Origin of the sequence: Hoyosella altamirensis, from assembly GCF_014191505.1 — a bacterium.
GTDB classification, from domain to species: Bacteria; Actinomycetota; Actinomycetes; order Mycobacteriales; family Mycobacteriaceae; genus Hoyosella; species Hoyosella altamirensis.
In genome coordinates this window covers 60,162-78,349 of sequence record NZ_JACHWS010000004.1, presented here as the reverse complement: position 1 = coordinate 78,349, position 18,188 = coordinate 60,162, and the positions used below count along the sequence as shown (strand labels likewise).

The window sequence follows — 18,188 nt, the reverse complement described above, 5'->3', positions numbered from 1 at the left end:
GGGGGTTCGATGGCAGTCGGAATGGCAGATTCTGCCCACAGCAGCGGTGGTCTAAGGCGCTTTCGCCTGCCCTGGTGGGCGCACGCCGGGCTTATCCTTGCGGCCCTGTTCGTCGTTGCTTTCCATATTCGCGTAATTCCGGTCGGCGCCCCGCACTGGGGCCTGTTCCAGAACATGGTCGACGTTCAGGTGTACGCGGCTGGCGGCTCCCTGGTTCGTGAAGGGCAGGCTCTTTACGAGGGCAACGTCATCGGTAATCTGCCCTTCACTTATCCGCCTTTCGCCGCGGTGCTCTTCACCGTCCTCGCCGGGCTGAACAAGGCCTGGCTGGTTGGCGTGTGGGCCGGCGCGACGATCGCGGCATTGTGGCTCACTATTGTTCTCTCGTGGCGCGCGCTCGGCTACCGGGCAGGCTGGCAGTTGCTGGTCATCAGCGCGTATCTGACGGTGATTGCGACGTGGCTCGAACCTGTCCGCACCACGATCTGGTACGGACAGATCAATATCTTCCTGATGTTGCTTATCGTCTGGGATCTCACCCGCCCGAAAGGCAGCGTCTTGCGCGGATGGACCGTTGGCATCGCCGCGGGGATCAAGCTGACACCAGCCTTCTTCTTTATCTACCTGCTTCTTGCGAAGCAGTGGCGTGCGTTTACTACGGCGGTTGTCGCTTTCCTTGCCACAGTGGCAATCGGGTTTGCGGTGATTCCCCGGGATGCGCTGACATTCTGGCAGGGCAAGTTGTTCGAGGCAGAACGGGTGGGCAGAATCGACTCCCCCGCGAATCAATCAATAACAGGAGCACTCGCACAAATTCTCGGCACACCCGAGCCGTCACGTCTCGGCGTCGCAGCAGTCACGATGGTGGTACTTGCGCTAGGACTCACCGCGATGTGGCTCGCTCATCGGTCAGGCCAAGAGCTACTTGCTGTGACGCTTACCGGACTCACCGCCTGCATGATTTCGCCATTCTCTTGGGGCCACCACTGGGTGTGGTTCATTCCGCTGCTCGCAATTCTGTGTCACTACGCGGCGACCTCGCGCCACCGCGTCATGTGGGCGCTTCCTGTCGCGTTGTTCCTCGCAGTGGCCTGCTGGATTCAGCGGTTCATCGATATCACGCAACCGGCGGGCGTGTTCTACGCCATCGGTACTTTCATGCTTCTGCCTTCCAATCCTGCCCTCGTCACGACCGTTCGCTTGGCGTACCCCCTGATCTACCTCGTCATCGTCGTGTCCGTCCTCGCGATCCTCGGTTCGCGCGCATTTCGCTCGCGCCACAATGCAAAGAGACACCCGCAACGAGGCAATCTGGCTATCCCTGCCGACGGTGGCAATGTCGTTCCGCCTTCCGCCCGCAGCGCGTCTCGAACAGCGCGGGCGATCAGGCACCACCGGCACGAAAAGTCCGGGGCAACTGCTGGCTTCGGGGCGTCAACCCCAAGTTAGCTACGCATCCACACGGGGTGGCGCAGCCGTCGCGCGCTGGTCCACTCCTGGAACCGCACGGTCCCCTCCATCTCGGGCCTGACCCATACAACATCACGCAATTGTGTTTCAGACGACTCAGGTTCGCTTGCCCAGTCGGCGAACGGACTCTTTTCCTGCACCAGAAGCGTCAGCCGCTCAAGCAGTTCGGCGCGCTGTTTCTCCGACCAACCCGTTCCTACGCGTCCCGCGTAGCGAAGCTTCCCATCCCGCATCACTCCCACCAGTAGGGCGCCGATGCCGCCACCATGGCCTCCTTCGCCTGGTTTCCAGCCACCCACGACGACGTTTTGGGTCCGCCAGTTCTTGTGCTTGAGCCAGGCGGTGCCTCGTTGACCGGGCAGATAAATCGAGTCGCGGCGCTTCGCGATCACGCCTTCCCAGCCTCGCTGAACCGACTCAGCGATCGCTTCCTCGGCCGAACCCGTGAGCAGCGGCGGAACACTCGCACACCGCAAGAGACCAGCAATGGCTTCGAGCACCTTCCGCCGGTCGGACCAGGGTTTGCGCGTCAGCGAGGTGCCGTCGAGATAAAGCACATCGAAAACCAGGTAGGTCGCCTCACGTGGTGCTTCCCTGAGCCGCGCGAAGCTCGTCACCCCCTCTTCGTCGAAACCGACTAGTTCGCCATCGAGGACCACCTCATGACCACCCAGGCCCTCGCTGAGTTGCCGCAGTTGTGGGTAGTCGCGCGTCACATCAATCCCGCTGCGGCTCAGCAGCCGCACCGTGCCCTCGCTGATCTCAGCGATCGCCCGGTAACCGTCCCACTTGCCCTCGAATGCCCACTCCCCGGCATCAAGCCGCTTTATCGGCGCCGACTTGGCAAGCATCGGAGACAAGCCCCGCGGTATGCCGCGCACGCGGCGAGTCGCGTCTGGCGCCTTCATCTTGTGCATCAGCCAGTTCTTGCCGCCCGTTTTGATCAACGCATATCTGCCTTGGGCGCGTTTCCCATGAAGTTCGACGATCACCTCATCGTCGCGCCACTTTTCCAGCGTGTATGTGCCGCGATCCCAGATCTCCACCTTGCCCGCGCCGTACTGGCCACGCGGAATCTCCCCCGCGAAGCTCCCGTACTCCATCGGATGTTCTTCGGTCTGCACAGCAAGGTGGTTGACATCCGGGGTGTCGGGGATGTTCTTCGGCACCGCCCACGAGACGAGCACACCGTCGCGTTCGAGCCTGAAGTCGTAGTGCAGTCGGCGCGCGTGATGTTCCTGGATGACGAATAGCGGCTCGCTTTCGTCATCTTTCAGATTCTCTCCCGGGTCCGGGACTGGTTCCGGGGTTAGCGCGCGGTCGCGTTTCGCCCGGTACAGAGCAAGCCGATCGGGGCCTGACTCGCTTGGCCGTGGTCGCTCAGGCGACAGCAGGTCCCCGAATTCATCGACTCGGCGCAGCACCTCCGAAAACGTCAGGTGTTCGATGTGCGGGTCGTCGAGTTCTTCCCAGGATCGGGGGGCCGCGACGAACGGGTGCGGCTGGCCCCGTAGTGAATACGGCGCAATCGTTGTCTTCGCTGCTGAGTTCTGGCTCCAGTCGACGAAGATTTTGCCGGGACGCGCCGCTTTGGACATGGTGGCGGTAACCAGTTCGGGGAGCGCACGTTCGAGACTCGCCGCAACGGATTGCGCAACACGGGACGCCTGCGCGGAGCTCACGGGATCTACGAGCGGTACATAGAGGTGCAGTCCCTTACTGCCTGACGTGACCGGATAGACAGCCAGGCCGATCTCGCGGAAGATCTCCCGAATACGTTTCGCGACAACCGCGCAGTCCGTCAGCGTCGTGCCTGGCCCGGGGTCGAGGTCAAACACGATCCGGTTAGCTGGCCCCGGCTTTCCCGACCGCGCGATCCACTGGGGCACATGCACTTCCAGTGCCGCCTGCTGACCAATCCACACGAGCGCGGCAGTGGAATTGAGCAGCGGATACGTCACCGTGCGTGACTTGTGCTCGAGGGGAAGACGCGGAATCCAGTCTGGGGCGGAGAACGGTATGTTCTTCTCGAAAAATGGCGTCGCAGTCACCCCGTCCGGCCAGCGCTTTCGGGTGGCTGGGCGGTCGCGAATGTGGGGCAGCATCACCGCAGCTATCGCCTCGTAATAGGCGATAATCTCACCCTTGGTGGTTCCGGTTTCGGGGTAGAGCACTTTGTCGAGATGCGTGAGTGCAACGGTATACCCGTCGATGACCAGTTTCGACATACAGGCCTTCCGTTGGCTACCCCCGGAACAGGTTGTCGGCAATACTAAGATCATGCGCTCAATATGGAAAGGTGCACTCACTTTCGGGCTCGTCAACGTGCCCGTGAAGGTGTACGCGGCGACAGAAGACCACGACATCAGTTTCCACCAGGTTCACGCAGAGGACCGTGGGCGCATCAGATATCGCCGGATTTGCGAAGAATGCGGAAAGCAGGTCGAATTCCGGGACATAGCGAAGGCGTACACCTCCGATGATGACGAAATGGTCATCATCACTGATGAGGACCTGGCGAGCATACCCAAAGACATCACCCGCGAAATCGAAGTCGTCGAGTTCGTACCCGCTGACCAGCTCGACCCGGTCATGTTCGATCGTGCGTACTATCTCGAACCCGACGGCAAATCAACCAAGGCATATCAACTGCTGCAGAAGACTCTCGCCGGGACTGACCGCATCGCGATCGCGCATTTCGCACTGCGCAGCAAGACACGACTTGCCGCATTGCGCGTCAAAGGAAAAACGCTGATGGTGCAGACGCTGCTGTGGCCCGACGAGATCCGCGATCCCGAATTCTCCTCACTCGAGAAAGAGGCGAAGATCAGCAAGGCCGAACTCGACATGGCCAATCAAGTCGTCGACTCTATGACGAAGGATTTCGAGCCCGACCAGCATGCCGACGAATACCAGGAAAAGCTGCGTGAACTCATCGAGAACAAACTCGCACAAGGCGAGTCCTATACACCACCTGAACCCGCCGGTGAAAGTCTCGATAAGGACGTCTCCGACCTTCTCGCTTCGCTAGAAGCGACGCTGAAGGCGAGCAGTCAAAAGAAATGATCAATCTCGACGCTTTGCTCGCCCCTGTTGACCAATTTCTCGACCAGCACTACCCCACCCCTTTTCGCCTGGGCCAGCCGCCGCACACCGTGTATGTCAGCGGCGCGGACGCATCCGAAGCCATCACACAAGCCTGGGCGGCACAGGCTCTTGGCCTGGTCGAGACGCACCACGATCTGCTCCAAAAGCTTGATGCACATGGGGTACTCCCCCGTGTCATTGACCGATTGAGCGAAAGACCCATTCAGGATTTACGGTTCGACTTTGAAGACGGATACGGCTGGCGTGATGATGCAATAGAGAATCGGCATGCGTTGCGCGCCGGGGAAGTGCTGCAACGACTCTCGCGCCAGGAAGATGGGCCGCAGAGCTGCGGTATTCGCCCGAAAGGACTCGCTCCCCACGAACGTCACCGGCTCGTCCAGACGCTTGAAGCAGTTCTCGCTGGCGCAGGCGGCGTGCCGGCCGGGTTCGCCTTCACCGTGCCCAAGCTTCGTCACGCTGACCAAGTTCCTGCTGTTGTCGCACTCTGCCGCGAGTTTGAGCGGGTTCACGGCCTCAGCGACGGAGCGCTGAAGTTTGAGCTGCAGATTGAGTCGCCGCAGGCCGTGATCGCCGCTGACGGCGCCGTTCCACTCGCCGCCGCGCTTCACGCTTCGGAAGGCCGCTGCACCGGACTGCATTTCGGCACATATGACTACAGCGCTGCCTGCGGGATCGCCCCGCAGCACCAGTCGCTCGACCACCCGGTCGCTGACCACGCGAAAGCAGTCATGCTCGCTGCTGCTGCTCAAACGGGGGTTTGGGTGTGTGACGGATCGACTCAGATCGTCCCTGCAGGCGACGAGAAACAGCAGGAGTCGGCTCTCCGCAATCACCATCGGCTGGTGACACGGTCCCTCGCGAACGGTTTCTACCAGGGCTGGGATATGCACCCCGGTCACCTCGTCACCCGTTGGCTTGCCACGTTCGGTTTTTACCGTGAATCACTAGTCGTGGCGGCCCCGCGGCTGGAGAGTTACCTGCAGCGCCAGTCAGGCGGAGTTGTCGACGAACCCGCGACCGCGCAGGCGCTAGCCACAGTGGTGCTCCGGGGTCTTGACTGCGGCGCGTTCGAGGAGGCAGACGTTGTCGCGCTGAGTTCTCACAGCAGCACGGGGATACTGGAGGAGCTAGTGCAGCGAACGCTGCCCGATATTCCCTGAATTGTTATCTGGAGGCCCCGTGACTGACGCGCCGAAGTTCACCCAGCTGCCAGATCTTGCGGTTCGCAGCTTAGGAGGCTCGGTGGTGTGGGCGAACGACGAGTCGTTCGCTGAGAAAGAGAATCTCATTCGCCCGCTGCCGCCTGGCTATAGCCCTGCAACGTTTGGCCATAAGGGGCAGGTGTACGACGGGTGGGAGACGAGGCGCCGTCGTGAACCTGGATGTGACGAAGCGATCGTGCGCCTCGGTGTGCCTGGAGTGATTCACGGCGTCGTTGTGGACACCGCATTCTTTACCGGTAACTATCCTCCCGAAATCTCTCTGGAGGCGGCGGCGGTCGCCGGTTATCCGTCCCCCGAAACGCTGCGCGACGAGGCTAAGTGGGAGCCACTTGTGTTGCGCACCGCCGTGACTGGTGATTCCGCGAACATGTTCCCCGTCTCAGATGAGCGGCGCTTTACGCACGTCAAGCTGACTTTGCATCCAGATGGGGGCGTCGCCCGACTACGCGTCCATGGCTACGGGGCGCCCGATCCCGAGTTTCTTACCGCGGGCCCCGTCGATGTCGCCGCACTCGAAAATGGCGGACATGTCACTGGCTGCTCCAACTGGTTCTATAGCTCACCGCACAACCTGCTGATGCCGGGCTACGCGCGGGTGATGGGTGATGGCTGGGAAACCTCCCGCAGGCGGTTTCCATCCGGTGAATGGGAGTCGAGCAACGACTGGGTTGAGGTACATCTGGCTGCGGAAGCCGCGCTTCGCGTCGTAGAGCTGGACACCACCTGTTTCCTCCACAATGCGCCGGGGGCCGCGTCGGTACGAGGCCGTGTCGGAGACGAGTGGGTGGAGTTGTTGCCACGCACTGCTCTTCAGCCTGATACCCGGCATCGGTTCCGTGTAGACGACGAAGCTGGCGTGACGGATCTTCGGCTGGATATCTACCCGGACGGTGGGCTGAGCAGGCTGCGCGCATGGGGGACGCTCACTCCCGCAGGTCTTGCCGCACTGACGGAGCCGAGGTGAGATGGACATGACTTACCCGCGTGATTTGATCGGCTACGGCAAGAAGCCTCCCGACCCGCAGTGGCCGGGTGGCGCGAAAGTGGCTGTCCAGTTTGTCCTCAATTATGAGGAAGGCGGCGAGAACTCCGTGCTCGATGGTGATGCCGGTTCGGAAACATTCCTGTCGGACATCGTTTTCGCGCAGTCTTATCCGGACCGGCACATGAGCATGGAGTCTCTGTACGAATACGGTTCCCGGGCTGGTGTGTGGCGGATTCTGCGCATCTTCGAGCGGCGCGGACTTCCTCTGACCGTCTTCGCGGTTGCCCGCGCTCTTGAACGGAATCCCGAGGCAGCAGCAGCCTTCGGTGAACTCGGCCACGAGATCGCCAGCCATGGACTGCGCTGGATCAGCTACCAGCAACTCGACCCCGAAATCGAACGAGCCCACATGGCCGAGGCAGTCGGGATCATTCGCGACCTCACGGGTGCGGCACCGCTTGGCTGGTACACGGGGCGCGATTCGCCAAACACCCGGCGGCTTGTCGTGGAGCACGGTGGCTTCACCTATGACGCCGATTCCTACGCGGACGACCTTCCCTACTGGGTAGATGTTCCCCTGGGTGACAGCCTGGTCAAACACCTGGTTGTCCCGTACACCCTGGAAACGAACGATATGCGTTTTGCCTCACCTGCAGGTTTCGCGAATGGCGAGGAGTTCTTCGCGCACCTGCGCGACGCGTTCGACGTGCTGTACCGGGAGGGCCGCGAGGGTGCACCCAAAATGATGTCCGTGGGTTTGCATTGCCGGATAGTTGGGCGCCCCTCTCGCGCGGCGGCCCTGGAACGCTTCCTCGACTACGTGCAAGGCAATGAGGAGGTGTGGGTGACCCGGCGCATCGATATCGCGGAGCATTGGCGTCGGGTACACCCAGCGAAATAGGCGCCGTCAGATCCGGCTGGCGCAGGACGCGATCCCCAGCCATGTGTGCCGGTTCCCCGCCCAGCAGAAGCCCAGTTTCGGCGCTCTGTTGCTGATCCATATTCCCGGTACACGGCGATCGCCGCAGCGCGAGCCGGGGGTCTGGATACAGTTGTTTTTCTCGAGCGACTCTGGGTAGTGGAGCAGGAACGCGGCTCCTTCCTCGACGGTGAGCGGACTGCGATCTTCATTGGCGAATTTCGACATCGCTTCGTCTGGCGTCCAGTTCCGGGTAGCGCCCCCTCGATCGATGTCGATCACCGCATACAAGTGCGTGTCAGGAATGTCGAGGTCAGTAATCGCTGTGAACGTGTCAATATCGGCCGTGTCGGCTGAGATGAACCCTGGCCGACTCCCGAAGCGAAGCGAGGGAACGACCTCGGACACTGGAAGTACGCTGCGGTGCAGCACCAGCGCGAACGGGACGCGGGCTGGTTCGGGCAGCGCGGAACCGGTTGTTTCTCTAATCAGTGCATCCCGCAGATCTTCGGTTTCGGCGAGCACCTCATCGGAACGCCCTGCGGCGGTGAGGGCAAGCCGGAGATTATCAATCTGACGGTTGACCTCTGCTTCAGCGGCTTCCTTGGTCAGTTCAGCGGTCGTCATGTGAGCCCCACTTTCTGTCGCGACCCCCAATTAACGTACATCGTACGAGAAATGTTCCCGCGAATATATTCGTGCCTTCATCAGCTTGTGACGCGACGGCACATCGCTGCAACAGAGTCTTCCTACTGTTCTGGGTCAGGCCGATCATCGTCCCCCGCAGGCAGGTGCACAATGCTGACTTCACATGACCCTGGTACCGGAAACCCTGCCGGGTCTCCGCCCGAAGTACTGCACACAAAAACAGCTGGTCAAGAGTCCCTGGGCCCGCAAAAGGTGCGAATCGTGGGGCGCACGTCCTACCTCCTGATGTGGATGGGCGGTTGTGTCTCGATAGGGACATTTACCATGGGCTCCAGCCTCGTCGGCACTCTCAATCTCATCCAGCTGCTCGTGGCGATTTCGATCGGATGCTTGGTCATCGGTCTTGGTTTAGTCCTCAATGGCGCTGCCGGGTATAAGTACGGCATTCCGTTCATGGTGCAGGCGCGCAGCTCGTTCGGCTTCACCGGAACGCGCATTCCCGGTCTGGTGCGCGCGGTCCCGGCTCTAGTTTGGTATGGCTTTCAGAGCTGGGTTGGAGCTGCCGCGATAAATCAGGTCTCCGCAGTTCTCTTCGGATTCGACAACCTCGTCCTGTACTTCATCGCATTCCAGTTCTTGCAGATCGCGCTTTCGATCTTCGGATTCAAGGGAATCAAATGGCTCGAAAACGTCGGTGCGATCTTCATCCTTGCGGCGCTGGTGTACATGTTCGTGAGCGTTCTCAATCGCTACGGCGCCGAGATTGAAACCAATCTGCTTTCCGTCGACGGAACATGGGGCACGCCCTTCTGGGGTGCGACCATGCTCTTCCTCGGTATTTACGCGACCATGATGATCAACGTCAGTGATTACTCACGTGAGCACACACCTGGCTCACGTCCCGGTCTACTCCTCACGATCTACACGGCCGCGATCCTCCCAGTGACCGTATTTATGGGCTTGATCGGGCTGATGGTGTCAGGTGCGACGGGTGTAGTCGATCCGATTCAGGTGTTCTCCAACGCTGTCGACAACACTCCCTTGCTTGTGATCACCCTCGTTTTCATCGCATTCGCGCAGGTCACCACTAACGTTCTCAATAACGTCGTACCGCCGACCTATGTCCTCATGGATATCTTCAAGGTCCCGTACCGGGTCGCGACAGTCCTGGTCGGGCTGCTGGCCTTCGCGACTTTCCCCTGGCTGCTCGTCCGGGAGGAGTCAGCTGATGGGCTGCAGATCTTCGTGCAGACGTACTCAGCGTTCTTGGGCCCTATCTTCGCGGTGATGGTCGTTGACTACTACTTCGTGCGGCGACGAGCCCTGAACCTGATCAAGCTCTACGATGCGTCCGGAGCGTACCGAGGTGTCAACTACACAGCGTTGATTTCGGTAGGCATCGGCATCGCTACTGCCTTCACCTTTTCGGATATTTCGTTCTACGCGGGCTTACTGCCAGCAGGGCTGTGTTACTACTTGCTGATGAAGTTCTGGCCGTCGTCTCGACGGTTCCTGCCCGCCGCTGACGACGCTGCAGGTACCCGTTCCGGGGAACGTGCGGAGCGGCGTTGAAGATCCTCGTTGTCAATGTCAATACCACTGACGCGATGACCTCGTTGATCGGCGCCCGGGCGGCCTCGGCAGCGGCTAAGGGCACCGAGATTGTCCCGCTGACTCCGTTCTTCGGAGCAGAATCAGTGGAGGGCAACTTCGAGAGTTACCTGGCGGCAGTCGCAGTGATGGACCGCGTCGTCGCGTACCGCGAGAAATGCGGGGATGACTTTCACGCCGTCATCCTGGCTGGGTTTGGGGAACACGGCCGCGAGGGCCTGCAGGAACTGCTTGACGTCCCCGTGCTTGACATCACCGAGGCGGCGGCGCACGTAGCTTGCCTGGTAGGTCGCACTTACTCGGTCATCACGACTCTTGATCGGACCGTGCCCCTGATCGAGGGGCGGCTGCTGCTCGCCGGATTGCACACCCAGTGCGCGTCCGTTCGTGCAAGCGGGCTATCGGTACTCGAACTCGACAAATCTCCTGACCTTGCGATCGATTCGATCGTCACTCAGGCGACGCACGCCGTTGAACTCGACGGAGCGGAAGTCATCATCCTTGGCTGCGGCGGGATGACCGGGCTCGATGAGGCTGTACGAGAAGCTACTTCTGTCCCGGTGGTCGACGGCGTGGCCGCGGCGGTGAAGCTGGCGGAATCGCTGGTCTCGCTGGGACTGTCGACGAGCAAGGTGCGAACCTATGCGACGCCCCGGCCGAAACAGCTACGGGGCTGGCCCTTGCGATAGTGCCGATTGGCAAATCCATCTGCGCAGGTAAACGGAAACGCTCCCCAGGGGGCCATTCTGTTGACATGTGCAGATGGATTTGTGCTGAGAGGCACGGCGTCACCCGCAGCAGTTCGGGTCCAGTACGAAGCACAGCGCAGCCAGTGACTCTCTCCGTACCCGGTGGTAGACGTTCATGCCTCGCCGCTCCGATTCGGTGAGTCCAGCGCGGCGGAGCTGACCCAGGTGGTGACTCACGGTGGACTCACTCAGACCGACCGCAGTGGCGAGATCGCAGGTGCATTCCGCGCCGTCGGGGCTGGTGAGCAGCAGCGACAGGAGTTTCACACGCGCAGGGTCCGCGAGTGACTTCAGCCGGAGTGCCACGTGCAGTGCGTCTTCGTCGCTGATGGCGCGAGCAGCGACAGGGTCGCAGCACACCGGTCTAGACATATCAACAACGGGCAAGGCCTTGGGCATAATCCCATAGTGCCAGACTTCTTGACATATATCGAAAAGGTGGGAGGATCGACCTTGTCCAAGTAATTTGACATATGTCTCACAGGTGGAGGTTCTGTTATGTCACGCATCCAGCTCGCACTCAACGTTGACGACATCGACGTCGCGGTGGCGTTCTACTCGAAGCTCTTCGGCACCAGCCCCGCTAAACGCAAGCCGGGTTATGCAAACTTCGCTGTCGCGGAACCGCCCCTCAAACTTGTGCTGATCGAGAATCCCGGCAGCGGTGGCACGCTCAACCATCTCGGCGTCGAGGTGGAATCGAGCGACAAAGTGCACAGCGAAATCGACCGACTCAGCGAGGCGGGCTTCTTCACTGAAGAACAAATCGGCACGACGTGCTGCTACGCCACACAGGACAAGGTGTGGGTCACCGGTCCCGGCGGTGAAAAGTGGGAGGTGTACACCGTGCTCGCCGACACCGAAAAATTCGGTACAAACGCCGAGTTGCTAGCCGACGATCCCGTGCACGGGTGTGCCTGCGAATCAGCGTAGAACCGCAGCGACGGGCAACTACTCGCCAAACCTCGGTCTATGCCGCCATCCCACAGCATTAGCGGTTAGGCGACGAGTGACGCAGCGTGATCGCGCAGTGATTCATCCAGACAGGGTCGAGCAGGTTAAGGCCCCACCGTAAAAACAAATGTAGGTAAGGACGTCGTTGCGCTCGTCCGCGCCCACCAGTTGCGACACAGCAAGCTCACCCACGCCGCTGAGACCGGCGCCGTTCACGCCGATGCGGATGGCGCTGTCCGGGCACTCCTAGGTGCGCGGCTTCGCGAAGTACACCAGGGTGTCGGCCGAGTCGGCAGGCGGCCACCGACCCGGCTTCGCGTCGCCGCGACAGGTGACATCGGGCTACTCCCTGGATGATGCGGTAGCGGCCGGGGATCTCTTGAAACTCGACGGCGGCCCGCGATGGTGTCGACGTCCGGGGGGTCGGTGCCGACGGGATGAGGAGTCTGTGGTCGTCATCAGCGACGATGCGGCGGGCGAACCGAATTCTCAGCTGATCCGGCGCATTCTGCTTGACCTTCACGTAACGGCAACTTTTACGGTCGAAGACGAGGCCGGACGGACCGGCCTCACGGAAGATGGGAAGCACCATGAGCTGGTCGATCGCGGATGTGGCGAGGATGTCGGGCGTCACCGCCCGCACCTTGCGGCATTACGACGACATCGGATTGCTCGCGCCCGCCCACGTGGGCACCAACGGCTACCGCTACTACGAGGATGCGCAACTGCTGCGGTTGCAGCAGATCCTCGTCCTGCGCGAACTCGGCCTGGGCCTCGCCGAGATCGCCGAGGCGGTGGACTCCGAGCCGGACACGCTCGCCGCCCTCAAACGCCAGCACGTCCGCCTCATTGGAGAGCGCAACCGACTGACGCGGATGGCCGACACCGTGGCGCACACCATCGCCGAACTCGAAGGGAAGACGGATATGACAGTCAAGATCAACCGCCCGGAGAACCTGTTCGAGGGCTTCGACCACACGCAGTTCGACGACGAGGCCCGCGAACGCTGGCCGGAGGAGTTCGAGCAGTCTCAGCGCAACACCGCAACAATGACCTCCGAGGACGTCGAGCGTATGCAGCGTGAGCTGACCGCGGCGATGATCCGTATGGCCGAGTTCATGGCCGCAGGAACCCCGGTCGGTGACCTGGCGGTCCAGGCAGAGATCCACCTGCAATACCAGGGCATATGCCGCATGTGGACCCCCAACCGGGACGCGTACAAATGCCTGGGGCAGATGTATGTGGATAACGAGCGGTTCAAGGCGAACTACGAGGAGATCGCCGAAGGCCTGGCCGAGTATCAGCGGGACGCGATGGTCGTCTACGCGGACGAGCGGCTCGGCGAATAGTCCTCGGCCCGGAACCCGGGTATCCCGGATAATGGAGCTTCCCCTCCGCGGCCAGTGCGGAGGGGAAGCTCCGAAGCCGCAGCAGCGCCAATGCGGTACCCGGCTAGCGCTCCAGATCCTGCCGAGACACCACACTAAACCGGCCGAGCCCTTGCCGCTGAGCTCGCCGCCGACGCCGACGCCGACGCGAGCGTTGCAGTAGGTAGCATTCACCAGAATCCGGCGCTAAGCGTGTTGTTCGTCGAGCGATGTCGTAGCCCCCTCACCGATTACCACGACAAGAAATCACCCGCAGCCCAACTCCCCTTCCCCAGCCAGCTACCTTGTCGGTGCCGGCGAGCTCATCTGACTCGCCTCTCATGCAGCCTTGTCAGTATTTCTGGACTGTGGCAATCGCTCGCCACACGCGCACCGCGTTCATTGGCAGCTCGCGCATCCGCACTCCCACGGCGTCACGAATGGCATTGGCAAGCGCTGGCGCGACGGGATTGTAGGGCGATTCGCTCATCGACTTCGCACCAAGTGGGCCCAGATCATCGTAGGTATCGGCGAAATACACCTCGGTCTCCGGAACATCGGCATACTGCGGAATGTGATAGTTGCGCAGTGTGCTGACCTGGGGTTCACCGTCCTGCACCGGGATTTCTTCCCACAGTGCTGAGCCCAGCGCCTGCGCTACACCTCCTTCGATCTGCGCTCGGCATTGTTCCTGATTGAGCACCGTGCCCGCGTCCGCGCTGTGCACAGACTTAAGGATGTCAACCACACCGGTTCGGGTGTCGACGGCAACCCGGAATGCGTGCACGTTGAACGCGACAGACCTGGGCGTCCCGTCGTGCTGAGCGGATGCCTCCAGTGGACCGGCGTGCGCGGCGATCTCGCTAAACTGGACCTCCCGCCCGCCACACACCACGACGCCGCCTTCGAGCCTGAGGTCTTCCGAGACGTTCGGACTCGTCAGGTCCCGAGCGACAGCACGAATTCGCGCAGCAAGACCGCGTGCCGCGTCGTATACCGCCTTTCCGGCGACCACGATGCCTGCTGACCCGAATGCACCGGTGTCATGCTCAACCAGGTCAGTATCTGACTGCAGGATCCGTACATCAGCGACAGCAATCCCCAGCACGCGCGCAGCGAGTTGTGCATGCACTGTGGTCGTGCCGTTCCCGAATTCTGCGGTACCCACTCGCACTGTCACGCCACCGGTTTCGTCAAGAGCCACCGTTGCGTGAGCGATGTGCCCGCGCGGGGGAATAGTCGCGATCATTGATGCAGCCATGCCCTCGCCCACCCGAACATGCCGCGGCACGTCGGGCACTGGTTCGCGACGCAGCGCCGCCTCTGCGAGGTCAAGACACTGATCGAATCCGTAGCTCCCGAACGTCAGGTCATCCTCGTGCAGCGCAGCATCCACAAAAGCATCACCGGGACGGACGACGTTGCGGCGGCGGAACTCGAACGGATCGATCCCGAGTTTTCGCGCGAGGTCGTCGAGTGCACTCTCGATCCCGAACATCAACTGCCCCAGTCCGTAACCGCGAAACGCGCCCGATGGCGGGTTGTTCGTATAGACAGCGAGGGCGTCAACACGTTTGTTTTCGCAGCGGTACTGCGCAACGGACTCACTGCAGCCGTGGAACATCACGCCGGGACTGTGATTCCCGTAGGCGCCAGCGTCGGACAGCACATCCACCGATAATGCTGTGAGCGTGCCAATCTCGTCCGCTGCGGCTGTCACCCTGATCCGCATCGGATGCCGGCACGCCGCCCGGTAAAACTCCTCAGAGCGAGTGTATTCATATTGCACCGGTCGTCGCGTCTTCAAGACTGCAAGGGCAACAACATCTTCCGTGAACATTTCTTGCTTCGCACCGAATCCTCCGCCTACGCGAGCGGTGAAGACACGGATCGATTCCTTGGGACGGCCAAAAATGCGGGCTAGCTCATCGCGAGTCAGAAACGGCACCTGACTGCTCGTCCGGATGACCAGCCGATCGTTGGCGTCGATCCAGCCGATGCTTGCGTGAGTCTCCATGTGGACGTGCTGCACGCGCGCCGTGCGCCACACGCCGCTAACGACAGCACCGTCGCTCTCAGCCCGAGCGACGGCGGCGGCAACATCACCGGTCTCTCCGTGCAGTTCCGCGACAATGTTGAGCTGTGAGACATCAGGGTGCAGGACAGGAGCATCCGCTGCCGTTGCCCGTTCAGCGTCAAAAACTGCCGGGAGAAGCTCATACTCGACGTCGATTGCCGCGCACGCGCGCTGAGCCTGAATGCTCGACTCGGCGACAACGGCTGCAACCCGCTGGCCGACGTGACGGACGACGCGGTCGAACACCGTCGCGTCCTCCGGGTCGTCGGTATAGAAGTGGTGGCGCGCACTCGAGTACTTCGTTGCGGGACTATCGGTATGCGTCAGAACCGTGACCACGCCCGGCATCATCTGGGCACGCGACGTGTCGATCCGCGTGATCCTCGCATGCGGGTGGGGACTGCCGAGAACAGCAACATGCAAGAGCCCCTCGACCTGGGTGTCGAGTGTGTACGGCTCCGTTCCGCGGACCACCCGATCCGCTGCGGGCGGGCGCACCGATTCCGTTTTCTCGCCGGCGAAGGCGGCGCTGATGGATCGATATCCAGTGCAGCGGCACAAGTTTCCCTTCAGCGCACTGGGCAGGTCGTTGCGCTGCTGATCTGTGAGCGCGCTTCCGGTCACCACCATGCCGGGAGTGCAGTATCCGCACTGGAAAGCCATCGCATCGACGAATTGCTGCTGGATCGGATGATCAAGACCGGACGCGGTCACGACATCCTTGCCCGCTACGCGGTAAGCAGGTGTGATGCAGGAATGCACGGGGTCACCGTCGACTAGCACTGTGCAGGCGCCGCAGTCGCCCGCGTCACAGCCCTTCTTGACGTCGAAGCAGTGCTGTTCACGCAGGAAGCTGCGCAGACACTGCCCCGGCTTTGGCTCGTCGGGCGCGACAGATCCATTGACGGTAATCATGTGGGACTGCCGATCTCAGCCAGCGACTCTTCCACGAGCAGTGCTGTGACGCTCCGGCGCCAGTCGGCCGTGCCGTGCGCGTCCGTGTACCAGGCGGTCTCCGGAATCGCCTCGTAAAGGGACATGCTCGCGGGAACGATGTACGGCCGGTCAGTCGCGCCCGATACACAGATCTGCGGACCGCTCGCCGTCACACGGGCAATCACCAGTGATCCGGAACGTCCAAGAGGCGCGAGTGAAATACGACGCAGAACTGCGCGACTCCGTAATGCCGCCGCAGGGATGTGGATACTGCGCAGCACCTCACCGGACCGCAGGGTGGTGCGGTTGTCACCCACGACGAAGTCCAGTACCGACGACGTCCGTTCCGAACCATCAGGACACCAGATGAGCAGCGTCGCATCAAGAGCGGCGGTGAGCGAAATCATCGATCCAGCAGGCAATCCCATACAGATGTTGCCCCCGACGGTCGCTGCTTTCCACACCTTGAACGAGGCCAGAAGCGACTCCGCGCATTGGCGGAACAGTGCGGTCGCGACCCAGTCCCGCGGGTACTGGTACGAGATCAGCTCTTCGATTGTGCAGGTCGCGGCGATTTCGAGACCCTCAGCGTCCCCGGGGGTGACTGTCAGCGGCGTCCAGCCCATTGTTGTCAGGTCGACCAGCCGTGTCAGATGGTTCTGCGGTTCGGAGAATATCCATGTGCCACCCGCGACTATGCCGTCGCCCTGCGCCATTCCGCGCAGGTCGTCACGAGAACGCGCGGTCACAACCGCTTCGATTGTCGGCAAATCCACTACGTCACCCCGTCCGCTGCCCGAGAACGCGCTGTGCGGTGAGCACCACCTTCGCCGCTTTCTCGGCATCAGCGGTGACCACGTTGCCTTCTTCCACGATGACACGGCCATCGACGATGAGCCTTTCGACGAGCGGCGGGGCGCCCATGACTAGCGCGACAACCGGATCGTCGATACCGGAGTGAGCGAGGCCGTCGATTCGCCACAACGCCAAATCCGCCAGCTTGCCCGGCTCGATTGATCCGAGTTCGCTCGATCTGCCCAGGACCGCAGCGCCCCCGATCGTTCCCAGCTCGAGAGCCTGCCGCGCGGTCATCGCATCAGCGCCGTCGCGTGCGCGCGCGAAGAGCAGAGCGTGCCGCAACTCTTCGACCATCGAGGTGCCTTCGTTGCTCGCGGCACCATCCACACCGAGCCCCACGTGCACACCGGCGTGAAGGAGGTCCCGGACGCGCGCTATGCCCGCGCCGAGACGGGCGTTCGACGTCGGACAGTGGGCTATGGACGTGCCCGTTTCAGCCATCATTGCGATCGCATCGTCATCCAGATGGATGGCATGCGCGAACCACACGTCCGGACCGGTCCAGCCCAGGTCCGCGACATACTCAAGTGGACTTCCGCCGAGGTGCGTCTTGCAGAACTCGACCTCCGCCGCTGTCTCCGCGAGGTGAGTGTGCAGCCGCACGCTCCGTTCGCGCGCAAGCACAGCAGATTCGCGCATCAGGTCCGCACTGGCAGAGAACGGTGAGCAAGGCGCGAGACCGATCCGCAGCATCGACGCCGGTGAGGGGTCGTGCCACTCGGCGATGGCCTTTTCACTCGCCTCGAGAATCTCGTCCGTCGACTGGACGATTTCATCTGGGGGCAAACCACCGTCGCTGCGGCCGAGATCCATGGAGCCACGCGTCGGGTGGAATCGCATGCCAACTGCTGCGGCAGCGGTGATTTCACTGCCGAGAATGTCTCCAGATTGCCCTTTGGGAAACACGTAATGATGGTCCGTCGTCGAGGTGCATCCGGTCTGCGCGAGCTGCGCAAGCGACGCGACAGCAGCTGTGTACACCATGTCCGGGTCGACACCCTTCCACACCGGATACAACGCGACGAGCCAGTTGAACAGGTCCTGGTCCACCGCGTGCCCACGCGTCAGCCACTGATATAGATGATGATGCGTATTAACGAGCCCAGGCGTGAGCACGCAGCCACGTCCGTCGATGACGGTGACACGGTCGGGCAGTTCAGGCTCGTCACCTACCGCGGTGATGAGGTTGCCCTCGATGACGACACTGCCCGACAGCTCACGCCGCTGGGGGTCCATTGTCACGATCCGAGCGCCCCGGATTACCTTCGTCACCGCCATAG

At 61.7% G+C, this 18,188-nt stretch carries 16 protein-coding genes; 9 read left to right on the top strand and 7 right to left on the bottom strand.

Going from position 1 to position 18,188, the window contains the following annotated elements; genetic code table 11:
* Positions 1-9: 9 nt before the first annotated feature.
* Entirely contained in the window at positions 10-1,449 is a 1,440-nt protein-coding gene (locus tag FHU29_RS19520; RefSeq protein ID WP_157094863.1) for a glycosyltransferase 87 family protein, read from the top strand.
* Here the strand turns inward: FHU29_RS19520 and FHU29_RS19515 are convergent.
* Positions 1,446-3,698: an ATP-dependent DNA ligase gene (locus tag FHU29_RS19515; RefSeq protein ID WP_064438456.1), complete on the bottom strand. Its 2,253-nt coding sequence runs from the start codon at positions 3,696-3,698 to the stop codon at positions 1,446-1,448. The two genes, FHU29_RS19520 and FHU29_RS19515, sit on opposite strands and share 4 nt — an antisense overlap.
* 52 nt (positions 3,699-3,750) lie before the next feature.
* Here FHU29_RS19515 and ku point away from each other — a divergent pair, with 52 nt between their 5' ends.
* From ku to puuE, 4 genes are read left to right on the top strand one after another with little or no spacing between them, the layout of a single operon-like run.
* Positions 3,751-4,536, top strand: coding sequence for a non-homologous end joining protein Ku (gene ku, locus FHU29_RS19510; RefSeq protein WP_064438457.1), 786 nt, complete (start codon positions 3,751-3,753; stop codon positions 4,534-4,536).
* Positions 4,533-5,741, top strand: a complete 1,209-nt coding sequence (locus tag FHU29_RS19505; RefSeq protein ID WP_064438458.1) for a DUF6986 family protein — start codon at positions 4,533-4,535, stop codon at positions 5,739-5,741. The genes ku and FHU29_RS19505 overlap by 4 nt, the downstream gene beginning before the upstream one ends.
* A 19-nt stretch (positions 5,742-5,760) precedes the next feature.
* Complete coding sequence (gene alc / locus FHU29_RS19500; RefSeq protein WP_064438459.1) at positions 5,761-6,768, top strand: allantoicase; 1,008 nt, start codon at positions 5,761-5,763, stop codon at positions 6,766-6,768.
* Between the two features lie 7 nt (positions 6,769-6,775).
* Positions 6,776-7,690 carry an allantoinase PuuE gene (gene puuE / locus FHU29_RS19495; protein ID WP_064438689.1) on the top strand — a complete coding sequence of 305 codons (915 nt, stop codon included), beginning with the start codon at positions 6,776-6,778 and terminating at the stop codon, positions 7,688-7,690.
* Positions 7,691-7,696: 6 nt separating this feature from the next.
* Here the strand turns inward: puuE and FHU29_RS19490 are convergent, their stop codons facing one another.
* Positions 7,697-8,335 (bottom strand): DUF5701 family protein, encoded by a 639-nt coding sequence (locus tag FHU29_RS19490; protein ID WP_083962074.1) that lies wholly within the window; start codon positions 8,333-8,335, stop codon positions 7,697-7,699.
* Between the two features lie 171 nt (positions 8,336-8,506).
* Here FHU29_RS19490 and FHU29_RS19485 point away from each other — a divergent pair, with 171 nt between their 5' ends.
* Together FHU29_RS19485 and FHU29_RS19480 are read left to right on the top strand one after the other, a co-directional pair.
* Positions 8,507-9,928, top strand: coding sequence for an NCS1 family transporter (locus tag FHU29_RS19485; RefSeq protein WP_064438460.1), 1,422 nt, complete (start codon positions 8,507-8,509; stop codon positions 9,926-9,928).
* Entirely contained in the window at positions 9,925-10,656 is a 732-nt protein-coding gene (locus FHU29_RS19480; RefSeq protein ID WP_064438461.1) for an aspartate/glutamate racemase family protein, read from the top strand. Before FHU29_RS19485 ends, FHU29_RS19480 begins: the two co-directional genes overlap by 4 nt.
* A 99-nt stretch (positions 10,657-10,755) precedes the next feature.
* On the opposite strand, the gene FHU29_RS19475 is transcribed toward FHU29_RS19480, so the two are convergent.
* Positions 10,756-11,115, bottom strand: coding sequence for an Rv2640c family ArsR-like transcriptional regulator (locus tag FHU29_RS19475; RefSeq protein WP_064438462.1), 360 nt, complete (start codon positions 11,113-11,115; stop codon positions 10,756-10,758).
* 99 nt (positions 11,116-11,214) lie between these two features.
* On the opposite strand from FHU29_RS19475, the gene FHU29_RS19470 reads away from it, so the two are divergent.
* The gene (locus FHU29_RS19470; RefSeq protein ID WP_064438463.1) at positions 11,215-11,649 is read left to right on the top strand and encodes an ArsI/CadI family heavy metal resistance metalloenzyme; all 435 of its coding nucleotides are present in this window, start codon (positions 11,215-11,217) and stop codon (positions 11,647-11,649) included.
* Positions 11,650-11,854: 205 nt separating this feature from the next.
* On the opposite strand, the gene FHU29_RS19465 is transcribed toward FHU29_RS19470, so the two are convergent.
* Positions 11,855-12,304 carry a hypothetical protein gene (locus FHU29_RS19465; protein ID WP_157094864.1) on the bottom strand — a complete coding sequence of 150 codons (450 nt, stop codon included), beginning with the start codon at positions 12,302-12,304 and terminating at the stop codon, positions 11,855-11,857.
* On the opposite strand from FHU29_RS19465, the gene FHU29_RS19460 reads away from it, so the two are divergent.
* Positions 12,291-13,019: a MerR family transcriptional regulator gene (locus tag FHU29_RS19460; RefSeq protein ID WP_232322838.1), complete on the top strand. Its 729-nt coding sequence runs from the start codon at positions 12,291-12,293 to the stop codon at positions 13,017-13,019. The two genes, FHU29_RS19465 and FHU29_RS19460, sit on opposite strands and share 14 nt — an antisense overlap.
* Before the next feature lie 370 nt (positions 13,020-13,389).
* On the opposite strand, the gene FHU29_RS19455 is transcribed toward FHU29_RS19460, so the two are convergent.
* The 3 genes from FHU29_RS19455 to FHU29_RS19445 are packed head-to-tail and all read right to left on the bottom strand — an operon-like array spanning position 13,390 to position 18,186.
* A complete protein-coding gene (locus tag FHU29_RS19455; RefSeq protein WP_423785894.1) occupies positions 13,390-16,026 on the bottom strand; it encodes a molybdopterin-dependent oxidoreductase in 2,637 nt (878 codons plus the stop codon).
* Positions 16,026-16,826, bottom strand: coding sequence for an FAD binding domain-containing protein (locus tag FHU29_RS19450; RefSeq protein WP_064438467.1), 801 nt, complete (start codon positions 16,824-16,826; stop codon positions 16,026-16,028). The genes FHU29_RS19455 and FHU29_RS19450 overlap by 1 nt, the downstream gene beginning before the upstream one ends.
* A 4-nt stretch (positions 16,827-16,830) precedes the next feature.
* Positions 16,831-18,186, bottom strand: coding sequence for an 8-oxoguanine deaminase (locus tag FHU29_RS19445; RefSeq protein WP_423785892.1), 1,356 nt, complete (start codon positions 18,184-18,186; stop codon positions 16,831-16,833).
* Between the last annotated feature and the right edge of the window lie 2 nt (positions 18,187-18,188).

Excerpts from the sequence above, each read along its gene's own strand:
- FHU29_RS19445 (WP_423785892.1), bottom strand. The coding sequence starts at position 18,186 with ATGGCGGTGACGAAGGTAATCCGGGGCGCTCGGATCGTGACAATGGAC.
- FHU29_RS19490 (WP_083962074.1), bottom strand. The coding sequence starts at position 8,335 with ATGACGACCGCTGAACTGACCAAGGAAGCCGCTGAAGCAGAGGTCAAC.
- FHU29_RS19460 (WP_232322838.1), top strand. The coding sequence starts at position 12,291 with ATGTCGGGCGTCACCGCCCGCACCTTGCGGCATTACGACGACATCGGA.
- puuE (WP_064438689.1), top strand. The coding sequence starts at position 6,776 with ATGACTTACCCGCGTGATTTGATCGGCTACGGCAAGAAGCCTCCCGAC.
- FHU29_RS19470 (WP_064438463.1), top strand. The coding sequence starts at position 11,215 with ATGTCACGCATCCAGCTCGCACTCAACGTTGACGACATCGACGTCGCG.
- ku (WP_064438457.1), top strand. The coding sequence starts at position 3,751 with ATGCGCTCAATATGGAAAGGTGCACTCACTTTCGGGCTCGTCAACGTG.
- FHU29_RS19475 (WP_064438462.1), bottom strand. The coding sequence starts at position 11,115 with ATGCCCAAGGCCTTGCCCGTTGTTGATATGTCTAGACCGGTGTGCTGC.
- FHU29_RS19505 (WP_064438458.1), top strand. The coding sequence starts at position 4,533 with ATGATCAATCTCGACGCTTTGCTCGCCCCTGTTGACCAATTTCTCGAC.
- FHU29_RS19520 (WP_157094863.1), top strand. The coding sequence starts at position 10 with ATGGCAGTCGGAATGGCAGATTCTGCCCACAGCAGCGGTGGTCTAAGG.
- FHU29_RS19515 (WP_064438456.1), bottom strand. The coding sequence starts at position 3,698 with ATGTCGAAACTGGTCATCGACGGGTATACCGTTGCACTCACGCATCTC.
- FHU29_RS19485 (WP_064438460.1), top strand. The coding sequence starts at position 8,507 with ATGCTGACTTCACATGACCCTGGTACCGGAAACCCTGCCGGGTCTCCG.